This is a genomic window from Xanthocytophaga flava, assembly GCF_030068545.1.
Lineage (GTDB): Bacteria > Bacteroidota > Bacteroidia > Cytophagales > 172606-1 > Xanthocytophaga > Xanthocytophaga flava.
This window is the reverse complement of the sequence record NZ_JASJOR010000007.1, coordinates 85,467-106,574: the sequence shown is the minus strand read 5'-3', so window position 1 is coordinate 106,574 and position 21,108 is coordinate 85,467. Positions and strand designations below refer to the sequence as shown.

At 39.1% G+C, this 21,108-nt stretch carries 16 protein-coding genes and 2 tRNA genes; 5 read left to right on the top strand and 13 right to left on the bottom strand.

All coding sequences use genetic code 11. The features are described 5' to 3' along the window. Positions 1-949 precede the first annotated feature (949 nt). The 7 genes from QNI15_RS12490 to QNI15_RS12460 form a co-directional block, all read right to left on the bottom strand. Complete coding sequence (locus tag QNI15_RS12490) at positions 950-1,513, bottom strand: hypothetical protein (RefSeq protein ID WP_314031982.1); 564 nt, start codon at positions 1,511-1,513, stop codon at positions 950-952. 517 nt (positions 1,514-2,030) lie between these two features. Next, positions 2,031-2,273: a hypothetical protein gene (locus tag QNI15_RS12485; protein ID WP_314031980.1), complete on the bottom strand. Its 243-nt coding sequence runs from the start codon at positions 2,271-2,273 to the stop codon at positions 2,031-2,033. Between the two features lie 221 nt (positions 2,274-2,494). Continuing rightward, a tRNA-Ala gene (locus QNI15_RS12480) sits at positions 2,495-2,589 on the bottom strand. Positions 2,590-2,852: 263 nt separating this feature from the next. Next, entirely contained in the window at positions 2,853-3,179 is a 327-nt protein-coding gene (locus tag QNI15_RS12475) for a superinfection immunity protein (protein ID WP_314031978.1), read from the bottom strand. 172 nt (positions 3,180-3,351) lie between these two features. After that, a tRNA-Gln gene (locus QNI15_RS12470) sits at positions 3,352-3,422 on the bottom strand. A gap of 159 nt (positions 3,423-3,581) precedes the next feature. Next, positions 3,582-4,946, bottom strand: a complete 1,365-nt coding sequence (locus tag QNI15_RS12465; protein ID WP_314031977.1) for a neutral/alkaline non-lysosomal ceramidase N-terminal domain-containing protein — start codon at positions 4,944-4,946, stop codon at positions 3,582-3,584. Positions 4,947-4,988: 42 nt separating this feature from the next. Then, on the bottom strand, positions 4,989-5,720 hold the full coding sequence (locus QNI15_RS12460) for an XRE family transcriptional regulator (RefSeq protein ID WP_313976875.1): 732 nt from the start codon (positions 5,718-5,720) through the stop codon (positions 4,989-4,991). A 308-nt stretch (positions 5,721-6,028) separates the two neighbouring features. Between QNI15_RS12460 and QNI15_RS12455 the strand changes: the two genes are divergently transcribed. Further along, complete coding sequence (locus QNI15_RS12455) at positions 6,029-7,570, top strand: YifB family Mg chelatase-like AAA ATPase (protein WP_314031976.1); 1,542 nt, start codon at positions 6,029-6,031, stop codon at positions 7,568-7,570. A 457-nt stretch (positions 7,571-8,027) separates the two neighbouring features. Here the strand turns inward: QNI15_RS12455 and QNI15_RS12450 are convergent, their stop codons facing one another. Both QNI15_RS12450 and QNI15_RS12445 read right to left on the bottom strand, forming a co-directional pair. Beyond that, positions 8,028-9,095, bottom strand: coding sequence for a mandelate racemase/muconate lactonizing enzyme family protein (locus QNI15_RS12450; protein ID WP_314031974.1), 1,068 nt, complete (start codon positions 9,093-9,095; stop codon positions 8,028-8,030). A 331-nt stretch (positions 9,096-9,426) separates the two neighbouring features. Further along, positions 9,427-11,868, bottom strand: a complete 2,442-nt coding sequence (locus QNI15_RS12445; protein WP_314031973.1) for an efflux RND transporter permease subunit — start codon at positions 11,866-11,868, stop codon at positions 9,427-9,429. Positions 11,869-12,278: 410 nt separating this feature from the next. Between QNI15_RS12445 and QNI15_RS12440 the strand changes: the two genes are divergently transcribed. The 4 genes from QNI15_RS12440 (at position 12,279) to QNI15_RS12425 (ending at position 16,230) form a co-directional block, all read left to right on the top strand. Further along, positions 12,279-12,536: a hypothetical protein gene (locus QNI15_RS12440; protein WP_313976879.1), complete on the top strand. Its 258-nt coding sequence runs from the start codon at positions 12,279-12,281 to the stop codon at positions 12,534-12,536. Between the two features lie 169 nt (positions 12,537-12,705). Further along, complete coding sequence (locus QNI15_RS12435; RefSeq protein ID WP_314001237.1) at positions 12,706-13,776, top strand: class I fructose-bisphosphate aldolase; 1,071 nt, start codon at positions 12,706-12,708, stop codon at positions 13,774-13,776. Positions 13,777-14,019: 243 nt separating this feature from the next. Beyond that, a complete protein-coding gene (gene accD / locus QNI15_RS12430) occupies positions 14,020-14,862 on the top strand; it encodes an acetyl-CoA carboxylase, carboxyltransferase subunit beta (RefSeq protein ID WP_314001235.1) in 843 nt (280 codons plus the stop codon). Between the two features lie 303 nt (positions 14,863-15,165). Continuing rightward, entirely contained in the window at positions 15,166-16,230 is a 1,065-nt protein-coding gene (locus QNI15_RS12425; RefSeq protein WP_314001231.1) for a branched-chain amino acid aminotransferase, read from the top strand. A gap of 75 nt (positions 16,231-16,305) precedes the next feature. Here QNI15_RS12425 and QNI15_RS12420 read toward each other — a convergent pair whose 3' ends face one another. From QNI15_RS12420 to QNI15_RS12405, 4 genes are all read right to left on the bottom strand, one after another. Then, positions 16,306-17,124 carry an ATP-binding cassette domain-containing protein gene (locus tag QNI15_RS12420; protein WP_314001229.1) on the bottom strand — a complete coding sequence of 273 codons (819 nt, stop codon included), beginning with the start codon at positions 17,122-17,124 and terminating at the stop codon, positions 16,306-16,308. Positions 17,125-17,162: 38 nt separating this feature from the next. Beyond that, on the bottom strand, positions 17,163-17,951 hold the full coding sequence (locus QNI15_RS12415) for an ABC transporter permease (RefSeq protein ID WP_314001227.1): 789 nt from the start codon (positions 17,949-17,951) through the stop codon (positions 17,163-17,165). 128 nt (positions 17,952-18,079) lie between these two features. Further along, complete coding sequence (locus tag QNI15_RS12410) at positions 18,080-19,867, bottom strand: phosphate ABC transporter substrate-binding/OmpA family protein (protein WP_314001225.1); 1,788 nt, start codon at positions 19,865-19,867, stop codon at positions 18,080-18,082. 134 nt (positions 19,868-20,001) lie between these two features. Beyond that, positions 20,002-21,033 carry a Ppx/GppA phosphatase family protein gene (locus QNI15_RS12405; RefSeq protein WP_314001223.1) on the bottom strand — a complete coding sequence of 344 codons (1,032 nt, stop codon included), beginning with the start codon at positions 21,031-21,033 and terminating at the stop codon, positions 20,002-20,004. Positions 21,034-21,108 lie beyond the last annotated feature (75 nt).

The window sequence follows — 21,108 nt, the reverse complement described above, 5'->3', positions numbered from 1 at the left end:
AATAGATAGTAATCTAATAAAAAAGTAAGAAATATTCCTATAGTCGTCAATATAAGGTAAATAGATAGTGATAGGTAAAAAGGTATATTGATGTAGTGAAGTAAGGACTGAATAAATAACTTTAACAAGAAATACACAAAAATCAGAACTATTCTTTTATCTTCTTTTGTAGCAAATGCTTCTTTTACATGCTTTAGCATTGCAGAGAAAACTGTAGTAAGAATTTCAGAATAGGTATTCATGCGTAACTGTTTAATTTATCTCTGACACTATGGTATATACTTGCAACAATAACGCTACCAGAGCAAAGTACAGCGCAACCTAACCCTTCTAAAATAGCTCCATTTATACAGCTACCTATAACAAATGAGGGTATTGCAACAGCAAGTACAATACCAATCCTGACCAAAATTTCCGAATCCGTTTTCTGAACCAGAAAATAGTGGACAACCTTGCATATCATTAATACAGGTAAGGAAATCAGTAATGCCAAGACAAAAAACAAAAACAGCCCACCAATGAATCCCAAAATGCCCACCATAACCGACCTAAAAGAGACATTCTGTATATCTTCAATAGTGATATTTATTATATCATTTATTAGATTTTCCCAAGAAACTCCACAGTATAATAGAAGTATAAGAGGATTAATAAAAGCACTAGTAAACCAAACTTTATATAGATAGAATTTGCTCATTGAAAAAATCAAGCTAATTTTCTTACAACCAATTATATACATTGATATCCTAATTCTATTAAAAGTAAGTGCTATATATCTGTTTATTTCCTTGTCCTTTCTAATATTACTCCTTTCTGACAATTTCGCCATATAGTGATCTACTTAGTCAGATATAAGCAGAGTTGCTGCTTGAAAGTTACGAAGCAGAGGTCCTGTATATATTTTCGGGATTATTGGACTTTATCAAAGAAGGCAAGAAAACGTATATAATCAACCAAAGTCAAACCAGACTGTGGTCACACCACATTTCTTTGCATACTCCAGAAATCGTTTAAGATTTCGCAAATCCTGACCAAAATTATTGTCTTTACCTTTATCGATATCTTCTGTGTCTATTGTAAAATGAGAGAAATAACTATTCTCCTTCGTAGCCATATATTCCGAATAGGTAGATGCCAATGACCAGGGCAAATTTTCGACCTGGTTTAACTTTTCGATAAGTTCAGTTACAGTTTGTAACACCTTATCAATGTTATTCTCCAATATTTTTTTTCCTTTTCTGATGTCTCTCAGCACTCCTCTCCGATCACTTTTGGAGACAGCTTCCTCCTCCAAATAGAATTCTATTTCATCTTCTTCTAAATACACATATTGCAACATATGATAGAGAGGAAGTAAGTCAATACCTGAAATATCTTCAATTTGTTTAAGATCTGAGTTTATATCCCATAGACACATTAGATTGCAAAAGTATCTGCTCAAGCGATGATCTTCCTGTGTGGGGGCTGTTGGATCAATGAATGGTTTGGTGTGAATAAAAATATCAAGTCCCATAGTTTGGTAGTTAATGTTTGAAAATCAAATCTTCCTATCACCTAAAACCATTAAACATAGATCCACCAGACAACCCAACTATCACAAATAATATAAAGAGTGGGATGAGAACTAATGATTGAGCAAATAAGGATATAGTATAGAAAACCATCAAGATTATTACTACAGGATGCCACTGTTTTATTTTTTCAATAAGATGCTATATGAAACAAATTCAGCAATAAACACAATTATTGAACCGTCTGAAAAGAATAAATAAGATAGCCATTGTTTGAAATAGGGCGATGAAATAATTAGTATGTCCTTTTGCATTGCCCAGTCTATAAACAATGGCAAACAAGTAAGGCAAACTACTAAAACAGGTATATGCAGAAGTATTACTATATATTTATTGACCATAGTACAAAAATGTTCTATTAATATGGATGGATCATCAAAGTAAATGCCACTATCCTAATGAAAATCCTAAACAAGGGATCTGAAACAACAAGAGATACAGACCTTGTCACATTCACACTTAAACCATGCTTCTCCTGTATTCTATCACCAACAGGCATTTTAGATCCTGTAAAGTCGTAATAATGAAGTGTAGTAATAGTCTAGTATTCTCCTGCCTACTTAGTTTTGTAAAAAGATAAGTCTCCTCTTCAACATCCTCATCACGCAAATCCTGATCGACAAAGGCAATCAATTCTCCTGTTTGTGGTGTATTCTTTGTGAGAAAACCTTTTAGGATTTCTTTTCGTGGATTTTGACTCATACTGTATATAGTCTAGCTGTCTAATGCCATTTATAATGGAATTAGATACAAGGTAAATGGACGCATTCTGCCTATTTTAAAACTTTGCTGAAAGACAAAACAGGTAATTACCTATAAGCTAACCACTATGCAGAAAACGTTCGAGGTTGATTAATGTGGTTAAGTGGGATCAGGAAGGGAAATTACTTAATATAAGATACCAATTTGCAGGAAAACATCAGGACAGAAGGCAGGATTTGAACCTGCAATATGATAGTGGTTTCCCCTATCAACTCCTCGTGCTCGGAGGCGTGTATTCCAATTCCACCACTTCTGTCAGGTAAATATACTAAGAAAAGTGCATGCTTAACTAATGTACTTCTGTAATGGCAACAAAGAGGGTTGAGTTAATCCTGTCTATTGCCATGGAGGCATTGGGCTGACCTACATTCAGATAGATAAACAACCCTGAACATATACCGGGCTGTTTTATTTCAATTTTTAACCATTATGAATTTCTGAATCTCCTACAAGGAAGGGCGTTGAATAAGCTAAACTAACTTGCTATTTACCTCCTTCCAAATAGGATCATTCTACAAATCAAGCGGCATTTAATATCTTTCTTTTTTGCTCTTCAAATTCGCTATCTGTCAAGATCCCTCTTTCTTTCAGTTGTGCCAGTTTCTCTAGTTCATCTGTAAGAGAAGGTTTAGGCGTTTCTGGGCTTTGTGGAACAATTGCTGTTTTATGATCGGGGCTATTAGCCCAAACAATAGCAATCACCCAACCAATCACAGTCCAACCCATAAACAGATTAATCAACGCAATAGGCATAAGATTACGTCTAATTAAGCCAACAATGGTAGGCAAAAAATAAATGAACAGAAATAGGATCCCACCGATCCAATATAAGAATTGATATACCATATGTATAGTAATTAATTGTGCTTCATCTTCCCTTTAATACTATCAATACTTTGACAGGTAAGCTATTATCAGTTTATCAAGCAAGATAACTTTTTCATTTATAAGCAAACTTGGAAGAGAAAGGGCATAAAAAAAAGCCTTAAAAACAATGTTTTAAGGCTTTTTTATTTTGTTGACCCACTAGGATTCGAACCTAGAATGACTGAACCAAAATCAGTAGTGTTACCATTACACCATGGGTCAATACCAGCTTGTTGTGCTTGAATTGGATTGCAAAAGTATTAAAAAAAATATATCTGTCAATGGTCTGCGCAAAAAATATTTATAAAAACTAATTAAAAAGCTCTCAACAAACTGATAACCAGACATAAAATCGAACAACTTTTTTATCGAAAATCGTTTTTATTGCTCCATGTACTTTACTACCTCATGCATTGCTTCCGAAATATAGGATCCATTATAAGGGCCGAACCAATTCATATCACGCGTTTCAGAGGCGGTCCAATCGTAGTATGCATCGGGAGTTACATAGCCGATGTATCCGCCGTTAAAGCTCGTAATAAACAGAGGATGTTGCTGCCATTGGTCAAAGGGTTGCACCAGAGGCGTAAGTTCACCGGAAAAATCGCAGGGACCACCTACCCAAATCACATTACCTACCCGTAACCCTTTTACTACAGAAGGATAATCGCCATATAATGAATAAAATACCCACGGACGGATACGCCAATCTTCCGTAATACGAAAATGTGGGTCCCGCAAAGGCAATGGCAAGGATACTATCCGTAGCTCTTTATGGTACGTCAATGGTATAGTGGATAACCCGGCAGTAATTTTTTGGGCAAGCAGACTAGCTTCCATTTCAAGCATCTTCCATTCCGTTGGACCATCTATTTCCGCCCGATGACTTCCAACTGTTCCTGCACAGAATGCAGCAAAGTCAATAAGGGAGTCGCTTTCCAGTGTATCTACCAATACACCTGGATAATCACGAGACAGACGGATGTCTTTATCAGAGATAATAGTGGGATGTGCAGAAAAAGAAGCTACTATGGCTCTTGCTCCGGATTTTTTACGTATTTCCATTACCCGAAGCAATGAGTCTGTAGGATTACTTTCTCGCAAACGATTTTCAACCAATTCTCCAGCAGGAATAGCGATAGCCCCAATGGCTGCTTTTTCTTTATTCTGATTGGCCAGACGAATAGACTCCAAAAAACGGTCAGCAATAAAAGTTACAATAGCTGGATCGTATTCACCGGAGATCAGCAGTCCCACTATCTTATCAGCCCAGCCACCTATGCTGTTGTGTGAATGTGTAGCACACAGATATACCTGGTCTATGGACATCCCTATTTCAGGTAGACGCTTTGCCAAAGCATTGGTAACCTCTGGGGCGATGATGAGCAGATCAGCGCTTAGCAAAGCAGTCTTTTGAACTCCATTATCAAATACGAATGTCCGAACCCAGATAGAGTCATGAATGGCAGTATAGAGCTTACCTCTTCGCTGTCCATAACCGGCTGTTGGCATCGGATGATTGGGTGTAATACTCACCTTAGCCCACCCTACCTGCAATGTATCTGCATTTGGATATTCTTTGACTGAAGGCAGCTGTGCCACCTTTTCTTTGAATTGCTGGTAGTAGGGCATCTCCTTGTATGGGGTACGATCTACCGGACGAAATAAGGCTACTCCAGCAACTACTAAGAAAATGGCTATAAAAAGAAAAAAACGCTTCACGCGTTTTTTAGTAAAGAAACTCATGGGAAACCAGTTTACAGGAAAATACGATAAAATGTATCGTAATTATATATAATTAAGTTTTTTGCGATCCAGATTACGGCTGATAGTTGCTCTCACTTCCCAGATTTCCATAATCTGATCTGAATGTAAGAAATCCGGATTGAATTGTGGATTATCTGAGACAATGACAATCCCTCCTGACTTATCCAGCAGGTTATGAATGCGTTTTATGATAATTCCATCTATTGAGACAATTACATACATTTTATCATTTTTCAGGTTTCTCCAGTTCTCGACAAATTGGGTAACCACTAAATCACCAGGGCGTAACGTTTCCTGCATGCTATCTCCTTCTACTTCAAATACACGGTAGGTTCCTTCTGAAAAGCCAGGAATAGAGTAAGTCGGCAGGGTTTGAATAAATTCAGGATCACCATATCCCACCAGATAGCCTGCCCGGGCTTTTACTGGAACAAATGCTGCATTTTCTTCTCCTGCTTTGTCTGTAGTAACTACCAGAATGCGCATGTCGCCACCAGTGATACGGGGATTTCCGTTCACAGGTTGTGTAACAGGTTGCACTACTGGCTGTACTGTACCATATAAAATAAATTCAGGTGTGGTATGATATATCTGTGATAACTTTTGAAGTACATCTGAAGGAATCTGAACTTGAGACTGGGTTTCATAAATAGCAATACGAGACCGGGACTTGCCAATTTTATCGGCAACTTCCTGCTGGTTCAGATTGGTTTTCTGACGTAGCGATTTCAGACGTTCAGCTTGGTTGGACATGATTCGTTAGGAAAGAAATGAATCGGAGAAAATGGTAATATGTATTTGGTCTCTAAAATCTTTTAAACTTACAAAGATAGTACTTTGTTCGGGAAACGAACCTTTTACACCTTTCATTTTTTTTATTACATAACTGCTTTCTGGAACAGGTTTCTCTTTTCGCTTCATGCAAGTACTCTTATTTTCACGCACTTTAAACAAATAACGAAATATGTTACTTTTTCATCTCTGAAATGTATTTCTGTTTATTGTGGTCTCACTAATCAGAGACTTATATATTCTTTTTACTTATTACCTATTTTTTAGCTATGCTATCCAAAACATACGGCTGCGCCGTTTATGGAGTGAATGCCTTTCCTATCACTATTGAAGTAAGTGTTGGTCAGGGGCAACATTTTTTTCTGGTAGGTTTACCAGACAGTGCTGTCAAGGAAAGTCAACAACGTGTTGAAACAGCCATTAAACATATTGGCTTTCGCATGCCACGTACCAAAGTGGTTGTTAACCTGGCTCCTGCTGATATCCGGAAAGAAGGTTCTGCCTATGACTTACCTATTGCACTGGGTATACTTGTCGCTTCTGAACAACTCTCTACACAAATATTGGACCAGTACATTATTATGGGTGAACTGGCACTGGACGGTACCTTACGTCCTATCAAAGGAGTACTTCCGATTGCTATCGAAGCTCGTAAAAATGGATACAAAGGTTTTATTTTACCCAAAGAGAATGCAGCCGAAGCAGCTATTGTCAATAATCTGGATGTGATCGGTGTAGAGAATCTTAATGATGCCGTAGAATTTCTGGAAGGAAAGTTTACGATTGAACCTTTAGTGTCTGACACACGGGAAATATTCTTCAATACACAAAATGAATATGAAGCAGATTTCTCGAATGTACAGGGACAGGAAAATATCAAACGGGCATTGGAGATTGCAGCAGCAGGTGGGCATAATGTAATCATGATTGGCCCTCCTGGAGCTGGAAAAACAATGCTGGCAAAACGGTTGCCTTCTATTCTCCCTCCACTTACTTTACCGGAGGCATTGGAAACAACCAAGATACATTCCGTGGCAGGCAAGTTAGGTAGTTTGGCAGCACTGGTATCCAGAAGGCCATTTCGTAGTCCACATCATACCATTAGTGATGCGGCCTTGGTTGGAGGGGGTGGAATTCCTCAGCCAGGTGAAATATCATTGTCACATAACGGCGTTCTGTTTCTGGATGAACTACCCGAGTTTAAACGTACGGTTCTGGAAGTGATGCGACAACCTCTGGAAGAACGCAAAGTGGTGATTTCGAGAACTCGTCAGACAGTAGAGTTTCCAGCCAACTTTATGTTGATCGCCAGTATGAATCCCTGTCCGTGTGGCTATTATAATCATCCGGAAAAAGACTGTGTTTGTGGTCCGGGAGTTGTACATCGGTATCTCAGTAAGATTAGTGGTCCACTGTTAGACCGAATTGATCTGCATGTAGAAGTAACTCCGGTGTCCTTTGATGAAATGACTGCGAACCGCAAGTCTGAAAGTAGCGCTCAGATTCGGGAAAGAGTAATCAGGGCTCGTAATATTCAAACACAACGTTTTGAATCCTACAAGGGCATACATGCCAATGCTATGATGCCACCTGAAATAGTGAAACAAATGTGTGAGATTGATACAGTAGGTAAAAATCTCCTGAAACGTGCAATGGAACGTCTTAACTTATCTGCCAGAGCGTACGATCGTATTCTTAAAGTGGCAAGAACCATTGCAGACCTTGCCAACAGTGAAGACATACTGACAGAACACATTGCAGAAGCGATTCAATATCGTAGTCTGGACCGTGAGAATTGGGCTGGGGAGTAAGTATGTAGTAATAGACCATAAATGAAAGAATCTTCCCTCCCAGATTGTGTATTATCACTAACCTGAACAGTGGGAAAGAGGTCGTTGGTGAGAACACCAATGACGGGAAAAGATACGCCTGTTTTTAGCGAAAATTTCTGATTTGTGCATAGTTCATGGCACGGCTCCTATAAGGGTCTATGTGAGTGCACCATCATGAAAGAAAGTTCTGATCAGAACTCTGATCACTTTTATTTTTGACTAGAATTCCGATCACTTTTTCGTCTTGCGCATAAGCCACCGCAAAATCAAAAAGTGATCGGAATTCACCGCAAAGCCTTTACTTGCATATGACCAGGCACAAAACAAACTTTAACCGTAAATTCTGATCATGACACTGAGTATGGCAAACACTACAAAAGAGTAAGGCAAGTCTGGCAAAATCTACAACTCTGATGAATTACATTATAGTTAAAACTTATATCTTTTTCACACCCAATCCTGGTTCACCATTCACAGAGAGAATTCCATCTTTCAGAATAAACCCGCCTGAAACCACATCCTTTGCCAGGTCCAGGCTTCCATCCAGATCCAGATACTTTGTATTGGGACATGCCAGTGCCGTATGAAGTGCAGCCGTAATACTGATAATACTTTCATCATTGCAGCCCCACATCAGATCAATATTCGCTTTTCTGGCAATCTGAGCTATCTCCATCGCCTGAGTAATCCCACCACACTTCATAAGTTTGATATTAAAAATCCCACAGGCTGCAGGTGCCTCAGCCAAACGAAAAGCATCCTGAGGGGTTACCAGTGATTCATCGGCAGCAATAGGTCGCTTTTGCTCTTCTGGCAGATTTTTCATTTCCAGTATCTGATTGGCTGGTAGTGGCTGTTCTACCAATTCGATATCCAAGGCGCCAATCTGCTGATAAAATTTGCTCAAATCCTGTACTGTATACCCCTGATTGGCATCAATACGGATTACAATACTGCTTCCATATACTTCACGCAACTTTACCAATCGTTCAATGTCCTCCTCCAGTGATTTTCCCAACTTTACCTTCAATACCCGAAAGCCACGTCCCACATACTCTTCTGCTTCAGCAAGTGTAGCTTCTACATCTTTAATACCGATAGTAATAGAAGTAGGTAAAGATGTTATCTTCTGCCCCAGGAAAGATGTTAATGGTACTCCCAGATACTTGGTAAATACATCCAGCAAAGCTGTTTCCAATGCAATCCGGACACCTGGATTTTTAGGATACCATTCCTGTACTTCCCGGCACAATGTTCCAATGTGACGGATATCTCTCCCCAGTAACCAATCCAGTTGAGGAGACTGTACAGCCTTCCACATATCATCCAGCGACTCTCCTACTACGTAAGGACTTGGATTGGCAGCTCCTAACCCATACAACTCGTTTTCAGTAACAATCTCGACAATACAATTCTCAACTGAGGATACTGTTTTATAGGCTATGGTATAAGGTCGGGTTAATTCCAGATTAGGACGACTAACATATATGTGTTTGATCTTCATTGGGTTTCTTGGAGGTTGTTTTGGTGTTTGTAGACAGTTTCAGCGGGTTATATTCTCACTTTGCAAATCAACTCTGGTAAGAAAGAAAAAAAATAAAAAAGGGACAAGTTTTGAAACCTGTCCCTGATATTTTTATTAAGATGGCAGCTACCATAGAGCTAAACCAATCACTAACAATATTCCTAGTTTACACAGATTGAAAATAATCCTTGTCATAGTTGTAGACGTTTATCATCTACTCTTTATGAGGGCATTTCAGATAATGTAACCTTACTCACACTCAACGTATTTCAAGATAGTATGTAAGATTTCCACAGATAAAACCAGTCCATTAATCAATAGGATTAATTTTTCGGATGGCAATCCGGTTAAGATCTATTTCTTCATCCTCATGTTCCAGATAGAAGTTGTCAAAATCTTCCAGCATATAGGTCTCATCTTTCGAAACTTTACCTGTATCAAATGAATTCAACAATGTAGGTAATAATGTCAGATTTGTCACCATTGAGATAAGCATAGAGGCTGACATGAGGATTCCCAGTGATTTTGTCCCTCCAAAACTTGACCAAACAAAAATTACAAAGCCGACAAAAAGAATGATCGATGTATAGATAATGCTAGGGCCTGTTTCCATCAGTGTGTCACTCACAGCCTGTTTAATTGCTATTTTCTTATAGAATATCTCTTGCCGGTAGTGAGCCAGATAATGTATGGAACTGTCCACAATAATACCAAAAGAAATACTAAAGATCAGAGAGGTGCTGGGCTTTAGAGCTATTCCCATGAATCCCATCAATCCACCTGTAATTAGCAGAGCAACAAAGTTAGGGATTAGTGAAATGATGACAACACGCAGGTTAAGGAACAAAACCCCGATCATGAGCACAATTACGACAAAGGCAGTTATAAGGCTGGATGCCAGACTGTCATTCAGATATGCATTCCCTTTGGCAAACAACACAGTTGTACCTGTTACATTTGCCTTCAATTTGGTTGACGCAAATGTTTTCTCAATAGCAGGTCGGATCATATTACTCAAGGTCGTATCCATAGAATAAGATCCCAGGTCAGCAATCTTCATAGAGATACGTACATACTGACCAGTAGAGTCCACAAAAGAGTTTATCAATCGGCTACCAATATTGGAGGTATCTTTGGTAGAACTCTTACCCAGCATGTTTTTCAGATACAACAATACAAAGTTCCGGTCCATTTTGGTTGGCAAGCCATAAAACTCAGGATTGTTATTATAATACGCCTGTCTTGCTGCTTTTAGAAACTCTACAACAGATACAGGCTTTGTAATGTTGTGATGTCCGGAAAGAATTTGCTCAAACTCTTCAATCTTTTCCAGATTCTTCAATTTAAACACCCCCCGTTTTTCGCCTGTGTTAATCACAATTTCCAGTGGCATAATGCCCTGAAAGTTCCGTTCAAAGAATCGCAGGTCTTGTACTACGTCACTGTCTTCAGGAAGATCATCTACCATGTAACTAACGGCCTTTATCTGATAGATTCCCCAGAAAGACAACAAGGTAGCTACTATAGTAATACCATAAATCCAGTTAGGATGGGTATTAATCCGTTTATCAACCCATGTTAGCGCAGAATTAACAGGTTTTGAATACAGGTAACGTAGTTTCTTCTCATTAGGAGCAGGCATATAGGAGAAGAAAATCGGAATCACAACCAGACAGATAAAAAAGGCAACAAACACATTGATACCAGCAACAATACCAAACTCTTCAAGTATAGCAACATCTGTAAAAACAGAACCAATAAAACCAGCAGCGGTAGTAGCATTGATCATGAAAGCAGCTAATCCCAGTTTGGCAATTGTCCGTATCAGAGCCTGAGTCTTATCTCCATGTTCAACATATTCCTGATGGTACTTATTTAACAAATAAATACATGTAGGAACTGTCATGACAATGATAATGGCAGGTAGTAAAGCTGTCAACAGGTTTATTTTATAGCCAAACAAGCCCATAGTACCAACTGTCCAAAGCAAAACCACCATTACTGCCAGTGTACAACCAATGACGGCATCCCAGGCCTTAAAAAAGGCAAAAATGGTTACAATAGTTACTACAACAGACAGAATCAAAAACAGTTGAAGTTCCTTCTTCACTTTGGTTGACATAACAGACCGGACAAAAGGAACTCCGGCATAATGCAACTTTACACCTGTTTGGGCAGAAAATTTGTCGCCCAGTTCCATCATCGTCTTGGTAAGTGGCAAACGTTTGGGAGAATTCAGGATCGTTTTATCAATGGAAACCAGAATACCCGTTGCTCCATTTTCCGAATTGATAATCTGATCTTTATAAAACTGCAACTGATTCACGAAACGTAACAGACTATCCAGTTCTGCCTGTGAAGAAGGTTGTTTTTTAAAGATTTTTTCCGGGTAAAGTTTTTTCTGAGCACTATCCTTTGCCAGATACTGCAAACCGGGCAAGGCTGTAACATTAGCGATACCTGGAATCTCAGATAATCCCTTGGTGAATTCCTGCAGGTGCTGAAAATTCTTTAATTCATACAAGGCACTATCCTGCAATCCAATGGCAATGATATTTGCATCCTCTCCAAATGTTTTTTTAAAGTCCCGAAAATAAACCATCTCCGGATCATTGACAGGAACCACCGCTGTATAATCATAACTCATCTCCAGATTACGCATCTGGTATCCCATAAACGCAGTAGATATAACCAGAAAAATAATCAGCAGTGTCCGGTTCTTAATAATAAATTTTGCAATGCTAGTCCACATCACTTAATTCAATAAAATAGAAACAATAGTCAAATATTTACAAAAACGTAAACCCGAGGCTGTAGCGTATAAGAAGCCATCTTACAAAAGTGCATCCCTATCAAATATGGCTATCAAATCAAAAAGGCGCATCAAAGGTACAGAATACAAATGAGTTATTTCATGAAAAATCAAATCAAGCTTTCTTAAAAACTTACACTACAGTAAAAAAGCGTGCTAAATTTGGACTTAACCTGCCTTGACAGATTATCATAAAAATTAAACCAAAATTTTGTAAGGAAATTCGAATTGTCTATTAAATTTGCGCTGCTTAAAATTGAAAGAATACAAGATTTTAAGTACAAGCTTTCTAACAAAGGAGCTTTTATACTGAGTATTAGGGACTTGAATTTATAAACACATTTACTCATATGCGTGATTTAAAAGTTTTCGTAGGCGTTTTGGTATTTCTTTTCATGGCTTTCAGAGCTACACAGTGTGGTTCTTTATATAACACCATTCAGCAGAAAGATCCTAATGCAGAGAGCGACTACGTTTATGGTACAATAGACGGCCCGGCTAAACAGTTGTCCAACAAATATGAGGCTGATCCTGAGCAAGACAAAAAAGCTACTCAAATCCGGGAGAAATTCTTTGGTGGAGCAGCTCAGGCAGAAGCAGGCAACTAAGAAAAAAATATACAGCAAAAAAGGTGCATCCCTGCACCTTTTTTGCTTTTAGACTATTACCCAATTTTCATCCGGTATAAGTTTTTTAATACACCAGAAAGGTACCTTTTTTCAGGAGATTGTATTTTTCTGCCATTAGGCAGGTTCATTTTAACCCCGACTTTCTGCCATGACTTATCAGAAAATTGTTAACTATCTGGGAACTGAGGCATCTTATTTACTGGAACATACCAGTCAGACCATTCCCAAAGAAACGCTTCACTTGCCCTCTCCTGACTTTATAGACAAAATCTTTGTTCAGTCCAATCGTTCTCCACAGGTCTTGAGAAGCTTGGGACAACTGTTTCAGTCAGGCAGATTAGCTGGAACAGGATATTTATCTATTCTCCCTATTGATCAGGGGATTGAACACAGTGCAGGAGCTTCGTTTGCTAAGAATCCTATTTACTTCGATCCTGAAAATATTGTCAAGCTGGCAGTAGAAGGAGGATGTAACGGGGTAGCCACCACATTTGGTGTATTGGGTATGATGTCCAGAAAGTATGCTCACAAAATACCCTTTATTGTCAAGATCAATCATAACGAATTGCTAACCTATCCCAATAAATCTGAGCAGATTTTGTTTGGAAGTGTTCGGGAAGCGTGGAATCTGGGAGCAGTAGCCATTGGAGCCACAGTATACTTTGGTTCAGATGATGCCACACGCGAAATTGTCGAAATAGCAAAAGCTTTTGAAGAAGCACATTCGCTTGGAATGGCAACTATTCTGTGGTGTTATACCCGCAACTCAGCCTTTAAAAAAGAGGGTACGGACTATCATGTTTCAGCAGACCTGACCGGACAGGCAAATCATCTGGGAGTAACTATCCAGGCAGATATCATCAAACAGAAATTGCCGGAAAATAACGGTGGATACAAAGCGTTAAATACAGGAGTCAGCAGTTATGGCAAACTTGATGAACGCATTTATACCCAGCTAACGTCCGATCATCCTATCGATTTGTGTCGCTATCAGGTAGCGAATTGCTACATGGGACGTGCCGGATTGATTAACTCAGGTGGGGCATCTGGTGTATCTGATTTTGAGGATGCTGTAAAAACTGCTGTCATCAATAAACGAGCAGGTGGTATGGGGTTAATATCAGGCAGAAAAGCATTTCAACGCCCAATGAATGAGGGGGTGGCATTGCTTAATGCCATTCAGGATGTATATTTGACCCCGGAAATAACAATAGCCTGACATTTTGTTCTGGGTCATTGTCTCTGAATTATGTATTTAGCCTTGACTTATAATAGTTATTGTATTGATTATCAATAGAAGTATATAAACTTCTGTGTGTTTATTTTTGTTCAACAGAAAAATCAGTTTAGAAACAAAAAGATAAGATCTCTGAATATGTATACGTGCTGAGGTTTTGTAATTATCAGTATACTCGTATAGTGTCTTATATTCAAATCCGACTTTTACTCCCTACGAAAGAACATGTCCTGGTTTATCAGAAAAGAAAAAGGCATCAATACGCCTACAGAGTTAAAAAAAGAAACACCAGATGGAATCTGGTACAAATGTCCTGAGTGTAAAAAAGTAATGCATACCCGTGAGCTTAAAGTGAATGCTTACACATGTATTCATTGCAACTATCATGAGAAAGTTGGTTCGGTGGAATACTTTGAACTTCTGTTTGATAACAATGAGTTTACAGAACTGGATACGCAAATGACCTCAGGCGATCCATTACAGTTTACGGATACCAAGAAATATCCTGAACGTGTAGTAGCTTCCCAAAAGAAAACAGGTTTAAAAGATGCTCTTCGTTCGGGATATGGAAAAATGAATAATGTAGATGTGGTAGTAGCCTGTATGGACTTTGCTTTTATTGGCGGATCTATGGGTTCTGTAGTGGGTGAGAAGATTGCACGGGCTATTGATTATTCATTAGAGCACAAGATTCCGTTCCTGATGATTTCCCGTTCAGGAGGTGCCCGCATGATGGAAGCAGGGTATTCACTTATGCAGATGGCCAAAACCTCTGCCAAACTAGCCTTGTTAAACGAAGCAGGGGTGCCTTACATCTCCTTGTTAACTGATCCGACTACCGGAGGTGTTACCGCTTCTTTTGCCATGCTAGGTGATTTTAACATCGCAGAGCCGGGTGCAATGATTGGTTTTGCAGGACCTCGTGTTATTCGTGAAACAATAGGCAAAGATCTTCCCAAAGACTTCCAGAGTGCAGAATTCGTTCTGGAACATGGCTTCCTTGATTTTATTGTACATCGCAAAGAGTTAAAGAACCGATTAACATCATTACTTGAGATGTTGAAGTAAGACAACTGCCAATATAAAAGAAAAGGCGATGAAAGCATCTTTCATTGCCTTTTCTTTTATATACCAACTGAGATGCATAGAATATGAAGTAGCTAAAAGTTTTGCAAATTCACTATTGCCCCCAAAAACAAAACAATATTTTGCAATAACTAAAACAAGGGCTATAAAATTCCAAAAACAAAATAATATTCGCTACAAGCCTGAAGAACTTAAAAAATATACCGCGTTGAGTGAACAATTCCGCGACGAAATCAGTATATTTGGAACATTCTCTATTTTTCATGTTTAAATAATAGACAGCGTATGGTTGACACGCTCGCATTCCCGATAGAAAAGACAACACAATCCAGGTTGTCACAGGTAGATTTTACCAATCTTGGTTTTGGTAAGTACTATTCCGATCATATGTTTATTGCAGAGTATGCAGAGGGAAAATGGCATAGCCCACGAATTATTCCTTATGGCGATCTAAGCCTTAGTCCTGCAACATCTGCTCTGCATTATGGACAAGCTGTCTTTGAAGGACTCAAAGCCTATAAAAATGCAGAGGGAGAAGTCCTTATTTTTCGTCCGGAGGCTAATGCACAACGGTTAAATGCATCTGCTGAACGTCTGGCTATGCCAGCACTTCCTGAAGATATTTTTATCAATGGTCTGCAGCAACTGCTGACTCTGGATAAGGATTGGGTTCCGGCAGCAGCAGGGCACTCTCTATACATTCGTCCATTTATGTTCGCTACTGACGCCTATACAGGTGTTCGCCCTTCTGAAACCTATTACTTTATTATATTTACCTGCCCTGTAGGAGTATATTACAATAAGCCTGTTCGTGTAAAAGTAGAAACAGAATTTACCCGTGCAGCTAAGGGAGGTACAGGGGCAGCTAAAGCAGCCGGTAACTATGCCGCTTCTTTGTTACCTGCAACGCTGGCACAAAAAGCAGGATATGACCAGCTTTTGTGGACAGATGCTAAAACACACGAATACTTTGAAGAATCAGGAACGATGAACGTTATGTTTGTGATTGATGGCAAACTGATCACTCCAGCAACGTCTGACTCTATTCTGAAAGGCATTACACGTGACAGTGTATTAAAGGTAGCTCAAAAGTTAGGTATCCCTACGGAAGAGCGGGCAGTAAGTGTGAAAGAAGTTATTGACGCCGCGAAAAACGGAAACCTACAAGAAGCATTTGGCGTAGGAACAGCGGCAACTATCGCACCTATTGCAGTGATTGGGCATGAAGGAACTGACTATACGTTACCAGCAGTAGAAAACAGAACGATTGCTCCTCGCATTCAAACTGCACTGGATGATATTAAAACTGGAAAAGCAGCAGATCCATTCGGATGGATTCTGAAAGTCTGATAGATCTGTGCTTATAAATAAAACGCCTCTGACTACTATATAAATCAGAGGCGTTTTTATTTACATATAGTGGATTTACAAATACAAGAAAAGATCTCGAACCTCGTTAATTAACTCATTAAAGGCAGGTATTTTCTTGATATCGGGTTGCCATGCCAGTCCACGTTCAATCAGATCAAACGTGTGTTTGATCTTTGCTCCGGGAATAATATTATTCTGGGCATCTCTGTCTCTCCCCATAATCCAGAGCGTATCAGATATAGCAGCGGTTGAAACAATGTCATGCGATACAATGATAATGGTATTATGCTCATGTGCGTTGGATATCTCACAAATCATCTCACTCACTTCATCTACCATATTGATGTCTAATCCTGAGAATGGCTCATCCATCAGTAAGAAGTTATCTGAGCACAACAATTGCTGAGCAATAGCTATACGTTGCTTCTGTCCTCCTGATAACTGAGCCGGATACATATTGGCATGCTGTCTGAGATGAAACCGATCCAGCATCTCAAAAATCTTATCTTTCCGTTTCTGTGAATCTGAAATAGTTTTCTTTGCGGCAATCTCCAGATTGCCCATCACTGTTCTGTGATGAAAAAGAGGGTAGTTTTGCTGCACAACACCCATCCGGCCAGGAGCTACCGGCTTTTGAGCCTCTCCAACAAATACATTACCAGACGTAGGTTTCAGCAAACCTGCCATAATTTCAAACAACTTTGTCTTTCCTACACCTGAAGGTCCCAGAAAGCCGACTACCTGTCCCTGTGTCATACCTGGCCGAACAATATTCTTAATTTCAGTATTTACATTCTGGAGTATTATCTTGTTGTCCAATGTAAGACTTACATTATCTATCTTTAAAATGCATTCATTCTTAGAGTATTCCATTCTGTCAAATGTTAGTATGGTAACTAGCAGTGGAACTTTTATTTCTCCACAGTAAGTGAACTATAAGGCAAGAAAAAATCTTTCATTTGTCCAATTCCCCAATCCAGTAAGATACCTATTAGCAGGATGACAAACTGAATAGCAAAAACAGCATCCAGGTGTAAGTACTTTTGTTGATTAAGTAATAAAGGTCCAATCCCACCCTCAGAACGAGAGATTCCTTCTACTAATGTCAGCATAGTCCAGCTAATGGCAAAAGTCTGTCGGATTACTTCAAAAACCTGATCCAGCCGTCCTAAAACTATTATCTCCCATACTACTTGCCACTCATTCATGCGCAATGTACGTGCATGATAAAATTCATACTTGGGCACAGACTGAATGATTGATACCATTGCCGTGACAAAAAATACAGTGATACCAAACACCATTAAAGATGTTTTCAGGCTGCTGCTTCCACTCGTCATCTGGGTAAAAACAAAGGACAAACCTACCAGTGTTAAGAAACGACCTTTTGAAATAAGAAAACCAATAGGTTTGAAAAATGGAATTACAGTAGCATAGGCAATCAGAAGCGAGATAATAATAGCAATACCCATCGCTTTGATACATAACCATGTACTCGTCCACAACTCATACGCCAGATTTTGTTCCTCGAACAATCGTCCCAAAGCTTTTATAATCTCTACAGGAGTTGGAAAAATGGTTGATTGACTAACAAACCAGATTACCAAAAAAACAACCACTTGTAGTACAATCATTAGGGTAATAACAGACCTGTTATTCCTGGAGTTAGGAATAAACAAAGGTTTTATTTGAGTAAGCATATTTTCAGATTTGTATTGTAATAGTGTATGACACAACACTGAAAGAGCAAAAGAAGAAGGTATAGATAGGAGGCTTGTAGTATCCTATCTGAGGATATAAAAATTTACTCAGATAGGATACTGAAACTTTATTTACCCATGACAATAGTCACACGGCGGTTTTTAGCTTTATTCTCAGGCGAGTTATTAGGTACAATAGGCTGAGTCTGCCCATGTGCAAAAACCTGTACACGTCCTTGTGGGAAGTTATTAGGAGATTTTTGTTCCATCCACTGTTTTACAGCAAAGGCGCGTTCTTCAGACAGATTCATATTCTTACTAGGATCGCCAGTGTTATCTGTATGCCCATGAATTTCTACCCGCAAATTGTTAGCCACAACCAGATCATTAAACAATTCATTTAATGTTTTTTCAGTCTGAGGAGTAAATGAGGCCTTTCCACTCTCAAACTCAATACTCCATGACTTCTCTGATACTTTCTCTTTAATATTTGCATCATTCGTGAATGCCACTGTTTCAGCAGCAGAAACATTGCTTCCAGCTTTAGCAATAACATCTTTCAGATAGCTTACTTCTATTACATCATCAGATTTAGGATAAGAAGGCATTAACTTTGGATAAAGTTTAGATGCTACCCCACCAAACAAATCATACACAATCTTCACCACATTGGTACTTCCCGAATTTAATCCGAAGATTTCTGCATTATCACCCAGGTTATGTACAGCAGATCCACCCAGGTCTACCACCAAACCCTGCTTATCTGCAGACTGTGTACCTTTATAATATTTTACCCAATACGCTTTATCGGCTTCATTATATACTTTAGCAGATAGTTCCCCCGCTTTATCTAATGCCGCAGAGTAAGACTTTACCTGATCTCCACCTTCTGCAATCCCTTCGATCATTTTCTCTACTGTTGGACGGTTATCTTCCATATATTTCTTAATACCAATCAACACACACGGCATCTGGCTGCGGTATTCTTTAGTAGATACAATTGAAACCAGCCCACCTTTTTTCTCGGCAATGTTGACATCGCCAGGAGTCCAGGTTGCTACCCCATTGACAGATACACGTTTCTTCTCTCCGGTGCGTTTGCCATTTTGTACTACTTCACGATCTTCTGAGTAGCCTGCAATATATTTTTCAGCGGCATCCAGGTAGTTATCGGCTGCCACAAAGTTCATAGCGTCCGGATCATAAGTAGTTTCATCCGGATTGATACGAATGCCATTGTCCCCACACCATTTTACTACAATATTCCAGTCACCATCACGAAGTACAGCAGCCGTTAATCCGCCTTTAGCAGATTGAGGATTATCTCTCCAGGAAGGAAGACCCATAAACTTGTCTTCACCCAGCGATTTTCCACACGTATAGATAATCTGGGCACGGTAATCAGGACCTATCTTTTCCAGCTCAGGATTCACTCCGGACAAGAATGCTGCAGCTCCGTCTCCCATAATAGTTACAAAGTGTGCTCCTTCTGGAGTACTCGGATTGCTTTTATATTCATTGGCAAATTTGATCAACGACGCCTGCATTTGGGGAACATCATCCTGACGAGTAATTTTCAGGTTTACTCCTTTTTTAGCCATAATAGACCCTTCTGTGGTCTCAGAACCTCCATTTGCCAGAATAGCTCCCATCTGTGCATTCCATGCCCACATGAGCCAGCGTACTTGTGGTGAGTTTAGATTAGCAGGTTTTTCTCCGGGTAGAGACATTGCTTGCACAGTACTGGAGGCGTTTTTAGGAGCTGTTGGCAAATCAACTTTACCAACATCCTGAGAGGTTGTTAGTTGTTTTGTCATTACATAGCCACTATCCATGATAAGCCATTTAAGGCCCCAAAGACCAGCCAGAATTAGGGCAACAATGGTAATTCTACCTAGAGGTGTTAAGCGTTTCATCTTGTATGAAAAGAGTTAAACAGTATAGATTATGTATAGGCAATAGATTTTTAAAATTCATTCGGTAAAAAACCCCAAACTTTTCAAAAATAATGTGAAAAATTTGGGGTGAGGTTATCATTTGTAATGATTTATTATTTGGTATTTGATAAAAGGAAACCTATAGTAAAGTTAGCATCCCAGTCAAATACAAATTGCTTACATTCAGTGGCATCCGCAATGGCTTTATAGATATTTACACCAGCTTTATCTTTAGCTTCGCTAGGATTATAATCGCCAGGAGCTTTTAATACGGTATATCTTTCTTTTCCATTTCGTACTTCTTTGGCCAGTTTAAAAGGAGCGCCTCCAATAATAAAGCATGTTTTTCGGTATCCTTCTGGCACTTGTTTCGCTTTTGCGACTATTTCATCATATACTTTCTGGTCATCAACGCCATTCTGAAAATATTTGGCACCATAGCTTTCCAGCGATTTAATTTTTCCGTTTTCTTTCCATGAGATTTTTGTATTGCCAGATCCGATATCTACTACAAAAGCTCTGTCTTCATATACTGGAGGTAATACAGCCTGCAAACCCATAGTTCCTTCTTCTTCTGCTGTCACTACATTCACATAATAATTCAGACTTTTCAATTCCTTTGTGATCTTTTGGGTTACCTCTGCTTTAGCAGCTCCGGAACTTACCACAAAGTGAATATCTTTAGGACTTACCCCATAATCTAACATTGTACCAATGTATTTCTTTAAGCCACTTCGTATATCTTCCTGAGAAGCCATATTCTCAGTAACTAAACTATTCCCAAATTCAGCTTTCTCCAATTTCCAATTTTTGTCTGCATCTGCTTTCACAATAAAAGAATTAAATCCGCTTGCACCCATTTCTACGACACCTTTCAGCTTACCATTGGTAGGCGCAGGAGGCTCATACGAAAACGAAGAAGCCCCAGAAGAAGCAGACGTTGCTTCAGTACTACCAGAAGATTCCGGCTCTTTTTCTGTTGCTGTTCCATCTGCAGGATTAGCATCAGAAGAAGTTGTTACCTGTTCTGTTTTTGTTCCACCTCCAATAATTCCTTTATTTTTTAATGCTATGTAGCCACCAGCAATAGCTGCAATGATGATAGCCACGATTGTAAATCTTCCAAAAGAAGTTAATTGAGCCATGTTAGGTTAAATTAGGTTTGCAATAGGATACTCAGAAATATAATAGTCTATTAATTTCTCTTTTAAAGAAAAGCC